12 protein-coding genes are annotated in these 12,146 nt (G+C 65.4%); 4 read left to right on the forward strand and 8 right to left on the reverse strand.

Going from position 1 to position 12,146, the window contains the following annotated elements:
* Positions 1 to 63 precede the first annotated feature (63 nt).
* Complete coding sequence (gene carA, locus RH831_RS01630; protein ID WP_310552544.1) at positions 64 to 1,131, reverse strand: glutamine-hydrolyzing carbamoyl-phosphate synthase small subunit; 1,068 nt, start codon at positions 1,129 to 1,131, stop codon at positions 64 to 66.
* Positions 1,132 to 1,227: 96 nt separating this feature from the next.
* On the opposite strand from carA, the gene RH831_RS01635 reads away from it, so the two are divergent.
* The 3 genes from RH831_RS01635 to RH831_RS01645 are packed head-to-tail and all read left to right on the forward strand — an operon-like array spanning position 1,228 to position 2,860.
* Positions 1,228 to 1,641 carry an Lrp/AsnC family transcriptional regulator gene (locus tag RH831_RS01635; protein WP_310552545.1) on the forward strand — a complete coding sequence of 138 codons (414 nt, stop codon included), beginning with the start codon at positions 1,228 to 1,230 and terminating at the stop codon, positions 1,639 to 1,641.
* Between the two features lie 41 nt (positions 1,642 to 1,682).
* Positions 1,683 to 2,252 (forward strand): isopentenyl-diphosphate Delta-isomerase, encoded by a 570-nt coding sequence (idi, locus tag RH831_RS01640; protein WP_310552546.1) that lies wholly within the window; start codon positions 1,683 to 1,685, stop codon positions 2,250 to 2,252.
* A gap of 23 nt (positions 2,253 to 2,275) precedes the next feature.
* Positions 2,276 to 2,860: a MogA/MoaB family molybdenum cofactor biosynthesis protein gene (locus RH831_RS01645; RefSeq protein WP_310552547.1), complete on the forward strand. Its 585-nt coding sequence runs from the start codon at positions 2,276 to 2,278 to the stop codon at positions 2,858 to 2,860.
* On the opposite strand, the gene RH831_RS01650 is transcribed toward RH831_RS01645, so the two are convergent.
* The 5 genes from RH831_RS01650 to RH831_RS01670 all read right to left on the reverse strand — a co-directional run bounded on the left by RH831_RS01650 (position 2,854) and on the right by RH831_RS01670 (position 7,653).
* Entirely contained in the window at positions 2,854 to 3,696 is an 843-nt protein-coding gene (locus tag RH831_RS01650; RefSeq protein WP_310552548.1) for a VOC family protein, read from the reverse strand. The two genes, RH831_RS01645 and RH831_RS01650, sit on opposite strands and share 7 nt — an antisense overlap.
* 22 nt (positions 3,697 to 3,718) lie before the next feature.
* Entirely contained in the window at positions 3,719 to 4,651 is a 933-nt protein-coding gene (gene cas6, locus RH831_RS01655) for a CRISPR system precrRNA processing endoribonuclease RAMP protein Cas6 (RefSeq protein ID WP_310552549.1), read from the reverse strand.
* 116 nt (positions 4,652 to 4,767) lie between these two features.
* Positions 4,768 to 5,100 carry a CTP synthetase gene (locus RH831_RS01660; RefSeq protein ID WP_310552550.1) on the reverse strand — a complete coding sequence of 111 codons (333 nt, stop codon included), beginning with the start codon at positions 5,098 to 5,100 and terminating at the stop codon, positions 4,768 to 4,770.
* Complete coding sequence (guaA, locus tag RH831_RS01665; protein WP_310552551.1) at positions 5,097 to 6,014, reverse strand: glutamine-hydrolyzing GMP synthase; 918 nt, start codon at positions 6,012 to 6,014, stop codon at positions 5,097 to 5,099. The genes RH831_RS01660 and guaA overlap by 4 nt, the downstream gene beginning before the upstream one ends.
* 1 nt (position 6,015) lies before the next feature.
* Positions 6,016 to 7,653 (reverse strand): CTP synthase, encoded by a 1,638-nt coding sequence (locus RH831_RS01670; protein WP_310552552.1) that lies wholly within the window; start codon positions 7,651 to 7,653, stop codon positions 6,016 to 6,018.
* A gap of 86 nt (positions 7,654 to 7,739) precedes the next feature.
* Between RH831_RS01670 and RH831_RS01675 the strand changes: the two genes are divergently transcribed.
* A complete protein-coding gene (locus RH831_RS01675) occupies positions 7,740 to 8,564 on the forward strand; it encodes a PspA/IM30 family protein (protein ID WP_310552553.1) in 825 nt (274 codons plus the stop codon).
* A 24-nt stretch (positions 8,565 to 8,588) separates the two neighbouring features.
* Here the strand turns inward: RH831_RS01675 and RH831_RS01680 are convergent, their stop codons facing one another.
* Together RH831_RS01680 and thrS are read right to left on the reverse strand one after the other, a co-directional pair.
* Positions 8,589 to 10,028, reverse strand: coding sequence for an MATE family efflux transporter (locus tag RH831_RS01680; RefSeq protein WP_310552554.1), 1,440 nt, complete (start codon positions 10,026 to 10,028; stop codon positions 8,589 to 8,591).
* A 167-nt stretch (positions 10,029 to 10,195) separates the two neighbouring features.
* The gene (gene thrS, locus RH831_RS01685; protein WP_310552555.1) at positions 10,196 to 12,127 is read right to left on the reverse strand and encodes a threonine--tRNA ligase; all 1,932 of its coding nucleotides are present in this window, start codon (positions 12,125 to 12,127) and stop codon (positions 10,196 to 10,198) included.
* Positions 12,128 to 12,146 lie beyond the last annotated feature (19 nt).

Here is a 12,146-nt window from a genome sequence, read left to right on the forward strand (position 1 = left end):
GCACACGATTCGGCTGCGCGGAGTAAAGGTCACCGGCTGTCCCCGGCGCGAGGACAAAACTGCCTACTGGGTTGCTTCGGGATGGGCCCCGGCTTCGGCCATCGCGAGCACGTCGTCGAAAAAGCCGAGCGTGTCGTGGGGACCGGGATGGGCCTCGGGGTGGTACTGGCGGGTGATGACGTGCATGTCCGCGGATTCGGCCCCCTCCGGGGTGTCGTCGTTGACGTTGATCTGGGTCACGTCCAGGTCCCCGGCATCCGAAACCATGTAGCCGTGGTTCTGGGTAGTCATGACGACCTGGCCGGTGCGCTCGTCCAGGACGGGCTGGTTGACCCCCCGGTGGCCGAACTCCATCTTCTCGGTCTCGCCGTTCACGGCGTTGGCGACGATCTGCATCCCCAGACAGATGCCCGCGATGGGGATCTCACCGAGGAAGTGCTCGACCAGGGACTGGGTGGCCTCGTAGTTGGCCGGGTCCCCAGGGCCGTTCGAAATGAAGAGCAGGTCCGGGTCCAGCGCTTCGATCTCGGCGGGCGCGACGTCGTGGGGGAAGACGTGGACGTCCGAGCCACGCTCGTTCAGCGAGGAGATGATGCTCTTTTTCGTCCCACAGTGGATCAGCGCGGTGGTCGGCCCGTCCCCCTCAGCGGGGTAGACCTCGACGTCGTCGACGCTGACCATGTCCCCGATGTCCGAAATGTCACTCATGTGCGGGCAGACCGAGAGTTGTTCCCGGGCCTTCTCGGGGGTCGCGTCTGGACCCGCGGCGATACCACATTGCATCGCGCCGCCGTCACGAATGTCCAGGACGAGATCCCGCGTGTCCACGGAGTCGACGGCGGGGACCCCCTCCTCCTGGAGCCACGTGGCGACGTCGTCGGTGAGTTCGCGGGCGACGACCGCGCTGGGATGGACGCGGTCGGACTCGAAGCGCTCCGCTCGGACGCCGTAGTTGCCGATCAGCGGGTAGGCGAAGGTCAGTACCTGGGCCTCGTAAGAGGGGTCGGTCAGGCTCTCCTCGTAGCCGGTATAGGGCGTGGTGAAGACGAGTTCGCCGTGGGTCTCCCCGGGCGACCTGGCGCGACCCTCGAGGACCTCCCCGGTCTCCAGGGCGATGTAGGCGTCCGACATTACGAGATTCAAACGCTGCGGAGAATATAAGGCTTGCTTTCGTAGCGGAATTACGAAATTCGAAACAGTTTTCGGCCAGGCGACGGAGAGGGGAACATGGACGACCTCGACCGGGAAATTCTGGCCCTCCTCCGACAGGACTCCCGGACCCCCTACACCGAAATCGGCGACATGCTCGATGTCTCGGAGGGGACCGTTCGCAACCGGGTCGATCGACTGCTCGAGAACGGTACGATCGAGCGGTTCACCATCGCGACCCGCACGGGCAACGTGAAATCGATGGTCGAAGTGTCGGTCGCCGTCGACGTCGACACCCAGGCACTGGCCGAGCGGATGGCCGAGTGGACGGAAGTCGATTTCGTCTGGCAGGTCTCCGGCGAGGAGGACATGGTGCTGATCGTCGACGCGATGGACACCGAGCGGGTCAACGAACTCATCACCCGCACGCGGGAGCAATCGGAGGTCCGCTCGACCAAGACCCGGTTGATCCTCGAAGAGACCCGCGGGTGAGGACCGGTGACTACAAATCCGGGGTAGTCGTTGGCCAATTTATGACCGACCAGAGCGCCCCGAAAGAGCGGTCGGGCGGCGAGGAAGTGATCGCGGTCGACGCGGACGACAACCCACAAGGTCTCGTCGATCGCCTGGAGGCCCACACCGGCGACGGCATCCGCCATCGCGCATTTACCTGTATGCTCTTCGACGAGCAGGGACGGGTCCTGCTTGCCCAGCGCGCTCGGAACAAACGGCTGTGGGACACCCACTGGGACGGCACCGTCGCCTCCCACCCAACCGAGGGACAGACCCAGATCGAAGCCACCGAAGAGCGCCTGGAAGAGGAACTCGGGGTGACTCCCGACCAGTACGGCGACCTGGAGATCACCGACCGCTTCGAGTACAAACGCTACTACCTCGACGAGGGGCTGGAGTGGGAGGTCTGTACGGTGCTCACCGCGACGGTGACCGACCCCACCCTCGACCCGGACCCCGAGGAGGTCGGCGGCACCATCTGGGTCGACTACGAGGACCTCTGGGAGAACCCCCGGAACTACCGACAGCTCCGGACCTGCCCCTGGTTCGACATCGCGATGCGCCGGGACCTCGGTGGCGATAGCACTTAGGGCGGGGAAACCAAAGTCGCGATATGGTCGACTTCCAGAAGCGGGACACCCAACGCGGTGACACCGAGTCGACGGCCGACTCGGAGACACACGACCACGATCACCACGCTCACGACCGGGAGACCGTGGGCGCGGCAATTCTCACCGTCTCGTCCTCGCGAACACTCGATGCCGATCCCAGTGGCGAAGCGATCAGGGACGAACTCGAGTCGGCGGGCCACGAGGTCGTCACTCGCGAACTGGTCCGGGACGACGGCGATCGCATCCAGACGACCGCGAATCACCTCACCGACCGCGGCGACGTCGACGTGCTGATCACCACGGGTGGCACCGGGGTCACACCGGACGACGTGACCGTCGAGGCCGTCGGGCCGCTCTTCGACAAGCATCTGCCGGGATTCGGGGAACTCTTCCGGCAGGAATCGAAAGCGGAGATCGGTTCACGGGTCGTCGCCACCCGGGCCACCGCCGGCGTCGCCGACGGCGTCCCCGTCTTCGTGCTCCCCGGGAGCGTCGACGCCGTCGAACTGGGCCTCGAAGAAATCATTCTCCCGGAGATCGGGCACCTCGTCGGTCTGGCCCAGCGGGCGGGCCACGCCGATCACTGATCGACCAGGGACAGTCGAACCCCGATCCCGTCGGGGTCGGTCACCGCGATCCCGTTTTCCCGGTTTTCGACGGCACTCCCGATCGCCTCGAATCGCTCCCGGGCCGCGTCGAGGGCGGCTTCACTCGGTGTGAGAAACTCGATCCAGTCCAGCCCCCGGCCAGTCGCGGGCTCGGTCCGGTCCTGATAGGTCGTGATTCCCAGTTGATGGTGAGAGTCCCCGACAGCCAGAAACCGGGCCATGTCGCCGATCTCACGGGTGATATCGAGCCCCAGCCCGTCGCGATAGAACGTGGTCGCCCCAGCCAGATCGGTGACCTCCAGGTGGAAGTGTCCGATCGTCGTCCCCGCGGGGGCGTCGGTCTCGGGTTCGCCCGCGGCGCGAAGGGCATCCAGATCGAGCGGCTGGGTCTGCATCGTCACCTCGTCGGCCTCGTCTCTTGGCCAGTCGGCCCGTGGCTGGTCGACGAAGAGTTCCACGCCGTTGCCCGCGGGATCCGTGAGATACAGCGAGTGGGTCACGCCGTGGTCGGTCGCGCCGTCGAGCCGGTAGAGGCTCTCGACCCGATGGAGAGCGGCACCGAGCGCTTCCTGAGACGGATAGCGGAAGGCCACGTGGTAGAGCCCCGCCTGGGCGTCGGTCCGCGGCGCAAGATCGCTCCCGTCTGTGAGTTCCACGAGCGGCGTCTCGCCGGCCCCGAGGGTGGCCGAGGACTCCGTGTACCCGAACTGGTCCAGCCCGACGACGTCCTGGTAGAAGGAACTGACGGCGTAGGGATCCTCGACGGCAAGAGAGAGACGTCCCGGTCGGGTCTGTGCTGGCAGGAACTGGGTCATACGCGAGGATTGGGTCCCGGGGCTAATGGCTCTCCTGATCCCGGAACGGCGATGGACGAATCGAGAGCGGGGACGGACCGAGCCAGGGGATCGGCGAGGGGCCAGTCGTATCGTCGCCGGCGACCCTGACCGAGAAATCCCCGCAACCCCGATCGCTGTAGTACCCCACGCCGGCGATCTCGCCCAAAAGCGCCGCCGCGACGAGTGCGTTCTGGAGGGCCCCGTTCGCCTCGGAGAACTCGTAGGTCACGCCGCCGGAGAACCCATCCCGGGTCTGCACCGCGCCGGTCGCACCCTCACGGGCCACTGCCACGCTGTGGCTCTCGAACGTGCGGAAATGTGGGCGCCCTCGAACCCCCTCCTCGATCCGGTCACGGTCGATGTCGAAGACGAGTTCGTCCGGGGCCCACCGATTCCAGCTTTCGAGCAGCGAACTGAACACCGGCCCACGGCTGGGACACATCGTGCGGGTCTCTGTCTCCTCGAGGCAGGTCGGTGTTCGAAACCAGACGTTCATGGCCTGGGTATCGACCGCTGCCGCCCGTTCGAGCAGGGCCTGTCGGTCGGTGTACTCCTGGGTCGCCGAGACGACCTCCAGGGTACCACCGGAGTACGGGAGCTGGGCCCCCTCGGGGACGACCTGATCGAAGACCTCCCTGAAGACCGGAATCATCTCCGGGTCGATGACTCCCAGTTGAAAGCGATAGGTCTCCTTCGGCGAGAGGGCCCGCTCCTGTGGCCGGCCGCCCTCCCCGTATCGCCCCCAGAACCCGCCGACGTGAACCCCGGGAATCCGCGGCGTGATCGCGTCCTGGTCCACACCCGCCGTCTCCAGAAGTCCCCGCAATGTGTCGTAAACCGGATGGCCGATGATGTCAGTCAGCAACACGCGTTCGGTCGGTCGCAACTCGACGTCGATCCGGCACACGGACGTCCCCCCTGACTGGGATGTCATCGTATCACAAGCTATTGTCGGCGAACTGCATTAAACGTGATGGACTGTACATATCTGTGCACCAATGGGCGAGAAAGGAGCGCTTAACTGGCCGTGATCGTGGGCACGCCGACCGATCAGGATTCGAGTGCCTGGACTTGCTCCTCGACGAGGACGGCGGCGTCAGCGAGTTCGGGGTCGACCCCCAGATCTAGCTGGCGAGTCACGAACTCCGGGACCGCCTGTGTTGCGTACCAGACGATACGCAGCTCCGGGTGGTGCTCCCGGGCGACCGGGACCAGGGTCGCCTCGGCCCCGTCGGTGAGAAAGAAAAGCGAGGCGTCGTCGATCCCGGCCGCGTCGAGGTCAGCGGCGGACGCGGGCGTCTCGATTCGAGTCGTCGTCACGTCGTGGGCCCCTAGCGCGGCTTCGAGACCACGGTCGGGCCCCACAATGATTGCGTGTGTCATTCGTACTCGATTGTGGCCGGTGGTTTGTGGGTCACGTCATAAACGACCCGCGAGACCGAGTCGAGCTGGCCGGTGATCCGGCTCTGGATGCGCTGGAGGGTATCCCAGTCCAGGGCCTGTGCGCGGGCGGTCATCCCGTCCCGACTCTCGACCGAGCGGACGGCGACGATCCAGCCGTGGACGCGGTTGTCGCCCTTGACGCCGGTCGCCTTGCCCAGCACGGCCGCGAAGGCCTGCCAGGGGTCCGCTTCCTCGAGTTCGTCCTCGACGACCGCGGTCGCCTCGCGGGCGACTCGCAGTTTCTCCTCGGTGACCTCGCCCAGCACTCGAACGGCCAGGCCCGGGCCGGGGAACGGCATTCGTTCTGCGACGACCGAATCCAACCCCAGTTCCCGGGCGACCTCCCGAACCTCGTCCTTGTAGAGATCCCGCATGGGCTCGACGATCCCGTCGAAGTCCACGACCTCTGGGAGGCCGCCGACGTTGTGGTGGGACTTGATCGTCCCCTCGCTCTCGATCCGATCCGGATAGATCGTCCCCTGGACCAGCATCGAGGCGTCGACTTCCTTTGCAACCGTCTCGAACTCCCGGATGAACTGCTCGCCGATCGCGTGGCGTTTCTCCTCGGGGTCGGTGACCCCCGCCAGGGCATCCAGGAACCGATCCTGGGCCTCGACGATCCGAAGGGAGTCCATATGCGAGAAGGTCTCTCGGATGCCCTCGGTCTCGCCTTTCCGCATCAGGCCGGTGTCGACATAGACCGGGACGAGCTGGTCGCCGACGGCCTCGTAAGCCAGCGCGGCGGCCGTCGAGGAGTCCACGCCGCCCGAGAGGGCGATGATCGCGGTCTCGTCACCGAGTGCCGCCTCGATCTCCGCTTTCGCTTCGGGGATAAAGGTCTCGACGTCGACCATCTCAGGCCACCTCCTGAACGGTCTCCAGTTCCGCAAGGATCGCCCCGAGGAACCCGACGAAGGGCGGGCTCGCCCGGGTCGGCCGGGAGCGGAACTCGGGGTGGAACTGCGTTCCCAGGAAGAAGGGATGGTCGGCCAGTTCCAGGATCTCCATCCGGTTGCCCGCCTCGCCGGAGAACACCAGGTTGCCATCCGAGAGGTCCTCGATGTACTCGGGATTGACCTCGTAGCGGTGACGATGGCGCTCGGTGCAGGAGTCGGCCCCGTAGATCTCGTGGGCCAGCGTGCCGGGCTCGATCTGGGTCTCGTGGGCCCCCAGACGCATCGTGCCGCCGAGGTCCTCCAGGTCGTACTGGTCCGGCAGGAGGTCGATCACCGGGTCCGGGGTCGTCTCGTCGATCTCGGTGGAGTGGGCGTTTGCCAGGCCCAGCACGTTTCGGGCGTACTCGATGACTGCCAGCTGGAAGCCAAAGCAGAGTCCAAGGTAGGGCACGTCGTTCTCCCGAGCGTAGGTGATCGCCCGCATCTTGCCCTCGACGCCGCGACTGCCGAAGCCGCCCGGGACGACGATGCCGTCGGCCTCGTCGAGGCGTTTTTCGTCGCCGTCGTCCATCCGGTCGGCCTCGACCCACTCGACGTTCACGTCGACGCCGTGGTCGAGCCCGGCGTGTTTCAGTGCCTCACGCACCGACATGTAGGCGTCCCGCAGGTCGTACTTCCCGACCAGCGCGATGTCCAGTTCCGCGGTGGTCTCCTGGGTGACGAGTTCGCGCCACTCCGTGCTGCGGTGGGCCCGGGGGATCGCCCGGTCGGCCAGTTCGAGCCGGTCCATGACGTACTCGTCCATCCCCTCTTCCTCCAGCAGGAGCGGGACCTTGTACACGTCATCCACGTCGTAGTTCGAGAACACGGCCCGAGTCGGGACGTCACCGAACAGGGCGATCTTCTCCCGGACGGACTCCTCCAAGGGATCGTCCGAGCGACCGACGATGATGTCGGGCCGGAGCCCGATCGAGCGCAGTTCCTTCACGCTGTGCTGGGTCGGCTTGGTCTTCTGCTCGCCGTTTGGCGCGTAGGGAACCAGCGTGACGTGAGTGAGAAGGACGTCCTCGTCGGGTTCCTCGTCGACGAACTGCCGGAGCGCTTCCAGGAAGGGCATGCCCTCGATGTCACCCACCGTCCCGCCGACCTCGACGAGACAGATGTCGTGCCCGTCGGCGGCCTCGCGGATGCGGCGCTTGATGTCATCGGTGATGTGCGGGATGATCTGGACGGTCTTCCCGAGGTAGTCACCCGAGCGCTCCCGACTGATGACGTGCTGATAGACCTTCCCCGTGGTGACGTTGTGATCGAAGGTCATGTCGATGTCGAGGAATCGCTCGTAGTTCCCCAGGTCCAGGTCGACCTCGCCGCCGTCCTTGAGGACATAGACCTCCCCGTGCTGGTAGGGGTTCATCGTCCCCGCGTCGACGTTGAGATAGGGGTCGATCTTGACTGCGGTCACGTCGAAGCCGGCGTTCTCCAGGAGGCGGCCCAGACTCGCCGCCGTGATCCCCTTGCCGAGCCCCGACATCACCCCGCCAGTGACGAAAATGAACTTGTCCCCCAGTGAGGGGTCGTATCCGGTCTCTGTCGGCATACCGACCGTCCGGTGCCGGCGGGCAAGAACATTTCGGGACGGCCGGGGCGTGAGGGGTTTTAACGGTGGAGACATAACCAGGCCCCATGGGACTGCTCTCACGCCTGTCATTCCTGGTTCGATCGAAGCTCAACGCGCTCATCGGCCGGGCCGAGGACCCCGCGGAGACCCTGGATTACTCCTACCAGCAGATGCGGGACGAACTCACCGACGTCGAGAAGGGCATCGCGGACATCACCGCCCAGAAAAAGCGTCTGGAGGTCCAGCGCGATCGTCTCGAGGAGAACATCGAGAAGCACAACGAACAGGCCCGGGAGGCCATGGCCCAGGACCGCGAGGACCTGGCCAAACGCGCCCTGGAGAAAAAACAGGCCAAGCGCTCACAGGCCGAGGACCTGGCCGGCCAGATCGAGAACCTGGAGTCCACCCAGCGGAACCTCGAGGAGAAGAAGGCCGATCTCAAGCGCGATATCGAACAGTTCAAGACCAAAAAGGAGACCGTGAAAGCTCGCTACGAGGCCGCCGAGGCACAGACCAGGGTCTCGGAGGCGGTCACCGGCGTGGGAGACGAGATGGAGGACGTCGGCCGGGCCATCGACCAGGCCACGGAGAAAACCGAGGAGATGGAGGCCCGGGCCGCGGCACTCGACGAACTGGAGGACCGTGGCGTCCTCGACAACGCGATGTCCGACCAGGACCAGATCGATCGGGAACTCGAAGCCGGCCGCGAGGAGCAGGACCTCGAAGCCGAACTGGAGACCCTCCGAGAGTCCGAGGGCAAAGCAGAAACCGAGCCCGAAACCAAGGAGGAAGCCGAGGCCGAGGAGGTCAAAGCCGAACTCGAAGCCCAGGTCGACGAATCGGAGGTCGAAGCCGAACTGGCGGAGCTTCGAGAAGAGGAGTCAGAGTAAGCACGAGTCCGATTCGCCGCCGGGCTACTCGACGAGCTGTTTCTCCCGCCAGGTCCCTCGGCGATGCAGGAGGTAGGCGACGAGGGCACCGACGACGTTCGATATCGCGAAGGCGATCCAGATGCCGGTCTGGCCGATCGCCTCGGCCGCGACCCACCCCATTCCGAACCGGACGACGATCAGCATGATGATCGCGATAAGGGCCACGGTCAGGGTTTTCCCGGCCCCACGAAGCCCGCCGGAGTACGCCCGCATGATCCCGATGAATCCGAAGGTCGGAGCCACGTACCGGAGGAACTGCGCCGACACCTCGATCACCGCCGGATCGTCGGTGAACACGGCCGAAATGGGAGCGGCGGCGACCCAGGAGAGCACGCCGATGCCCGTCAAGATGGCGAACAGCCAGACGGCCGCGATTTTCGCGGCCCGGCCGGCGCGATCCGGTTTGCCGGCCCCGATGTTCTGCCCCGTCATCGTCTCCACGCCGCGGTCGACGGCCACCCCCGGGAGGATCACGATCGAGAACAACCGCGTGGCGATGCCATACCCCGCCACGACCGGCGTTGCGAACCAGCCCACGACGAACAGGAGGAGGTTCTGCGAGATGGCCCGGGAGACCCCTTCCGCGGCCGCCGGCGCGCCGATCCGGACGATCCGAACCAGGTACTGCCAGGTCGGCACGAGATCACGCAGGTGAATCGTGATACCCCAGCGATCGCCGAACAGAACTACCAGGGCGATCGCGAGCCCCACTCCCCTGGAGAAGATCGTGGCGATGGCGGCACCCCTGATCCCGAGTTCCGGGAAGGCGACAGTCCCCACAAGCGGTGCGTTCTCGACGATCGTGATGCCGAAGATGAGAAACGGGTCGAGCACGATGTTGAGCACCACCGTGCCGGCCATGACGAGCATCGGCGTCAGCGTGTCACCGTACCCCCGCATGAGCGAGTTGAACACCATATACACCATCATGAAGACGAACCCGAGCGAGACGATCTCCAGATAGCCGGTGGCAAGCGGGGCGACGTCCGGGGACGCCCCCAGAATCCTGACGAATGGCTCCGCGACGAGGTAGGCGATCCCGCCGAAGAGAAGCGACGCGATCGTCGTGTACGCGATGACCTGGGAGGCGGCCCGCTCCGCCTCGCGATGCTTGGCGGCCCCGGTCTGCTGGGCGACGAGGACACTTCCGGCAACCGAGATACCCATCCCGAGCATCATAAGGAGGAAGACCGGCGGCCAGGCGAAACTCATCGCCGCCAGGGAGGCCGTGCTGTACTGCCCGAGGAAGAACGTGTCGGCCAGGTTGTAGGCCGTCTGGAAGAGGTTCGTGAACACCAGCGGAATCGAGAGAAAGAAAAGGGGTTTGCCGATCGGGCCATCGAGCAGTTCGATCTCCTCCCGGCCCCGGAAGACGTAGCTGATCCGGGTTTTGATCGCCGCGACGAATTCGTCTCGAATCATGGGAGTCGAATACAGGCCGGCAGCCAACCGTCACGAGCGAGCGGCCGTCGAGGGCCTGGACGATCAGTTCGAGCGAGACTGTGGGTGGCCACGACCCAGCCGTGTAGCAGATTCGTGGATCTTCGGGGTGAAAACGTTTTTGAACGATCGTTCAGCTCGGCGACCCGCTACTCGGCCAGGAAGTCGGGTTCGATGCGGCGCTCGTCCCGCTCGGCCACGAGGTGATCGAGGAAGGACTCGAATTCGATGCCCTTCTCCTCGCGCTCTTCGCGATCGCGGACCGAAATCTGGCCGGCGCTCTCCTCCTCGTCACCCAGTACCAGCATGTAGGGCACCCGGTCCTCGTGGGTCCCCTGGATCTTCTTGCCGACCGTCCAGTCCCGATCCTCGACCTCGACCCGGAAGCCCGCCTCGTCCAGTCGGTCCGCGACCGAGCGGGCGTACGCCAGGTTGGTGTCGGAGACGGGGAGGATCCGGACCTGCTCGGGCGCGAGCCAGAGCGGGAACTTGCCGTTGAAGTGCTCGATGAGCACCATGAAGAAACGCTCGTAGCTGCCGTAAAGCGCCCGGTGGATCATGACCGGCCGATGGTCCTCGTTGTCCGCCCCGGTGTAGGTCAGGTCGAAGCGCTCGGGCATGTTGAAGTCGAGTTGCACCGTCGGGCCGTCCCAGGTCCGACCGAGGGCGTCCTCGAAGGCGAAGTCGATCTTTGGGCCGTAGAAGGCTCCGTCGCCTTCCTCCAGGTCGTATTCCAGGCCCAGATCCGCCAGGACCTCCCGGAGCTGGCTCTCGGCGGTCTCCCAGATCTCGTCGCTGCCAACCGACTTCTCCGGCCGGGTCGCCAGGGCGACCTCCGCCTCCAGGTCGAAGGTCTCTAGGACCTCGAAGATCATGTCCACGATGGTCGAGACCTCGGCCTCGATCTGGTCGGGACGAACAAAGAGGTGGCCGTCGTCGATGGTAAACGCCCAGACCCGGGAGAGCCCCGACAACTCGCCACGCTGTTCCTTGCGGTAGACCTTCCCGTCCTCGGCGTAGCGCTCTGGCAGGTCCCGATAGCTCCAGGTCGTCTGATCGAAGATCATCGCATGGCCCGGACAGTTCATGGGCTTGAGCCCGTACTCCTCGTCGTTCACGTCGAGGAGGAACATGTCATCCACGTAGTTGTCGTAGTGTCCGGACTGCTTCCAGAGTTCGGTCCGGAAGAGATGGGGCGTCTCGACGTAGTCGTAATCCTCGTCCAGGTTCATCTCCGTGACGTAGGACTCCAGTTCCCGCAGCACCGTCTTGCCGTTCGGGTGATAGAGCGGCAACCCGGGCCCGGTCACGTCGGGGATGGAGAACAGTTCGAGTTCGGTCCCCAGGCGGCGGTGATCGCGCTCTTTGGCCTGTTCGCGTTTCTCCAGGTAGTCCTCCAGTTCGTCCTGGTCGGGGAAGGCCGTGCCGTAGACCCGCGTGAGGGTCGCCCGGTCCTCGTCCCCGCGCCAGTAGGCCGCCGAGACGTTCAGGAGTTCGACCGCCCCAACCGCGCCCGTCGAGGAGACGTGCGGGCCCTTACACAGGTCCTGCCAGTCGTCCTGTCGGTAGAAGCTGATGGGGCCCTCGCCGGCGGCCTCGTCTTCGAGGATCTCCTGTTTGTAGGGGTTGTCCTCGTAGAACTCCAGGGCCTCATTCCGAGAGAGTTCGACCCGCTCGACGTCGTAATCGGCCTCGATAATGGCCTCCATCTCGGCCTGGATCGCCCGGAGGTCGTCCTGGTCCAGTTCGACGCCGTCCACGTCATAGTAAAAGCCCTCGTCGGTGGCCGGCCCGATGGCGAGTTTCGCCTCGGGGTGGATCCGCTGGAGGGCCTGGGCGAAGACGTGGGAGGCGGTGTGCCGGAGGACCTCCAGGTAGTCCTCACTGCCCTCGGTCACGATCTGTAGTTCGGCGTCTGCCTCGATCGGTTCCTCCTTTGCGACCAACTCCCCGTCGACCCGCCCGGCGACTGTGTCGCGCCCGAGACCGGGACCGATCTCGTATGCGACGTCCTCGACCGTGGCCCCCGACTCGACCTCGAGTTCGGAGCCGTCGGGCAGGGTAATCGTGACCGTGCTCATGGGGCGTGGTAGGACGTGT

This window comes from Halodesulfurarchaeum sp. HSR-GB, assembly GCF_031432215.1.
Lineage (GTDB): Archaea > Halobacteriota > Halobacteria > Halobacteriales > Halobacteriaceae > Halodesulfurarchaeum.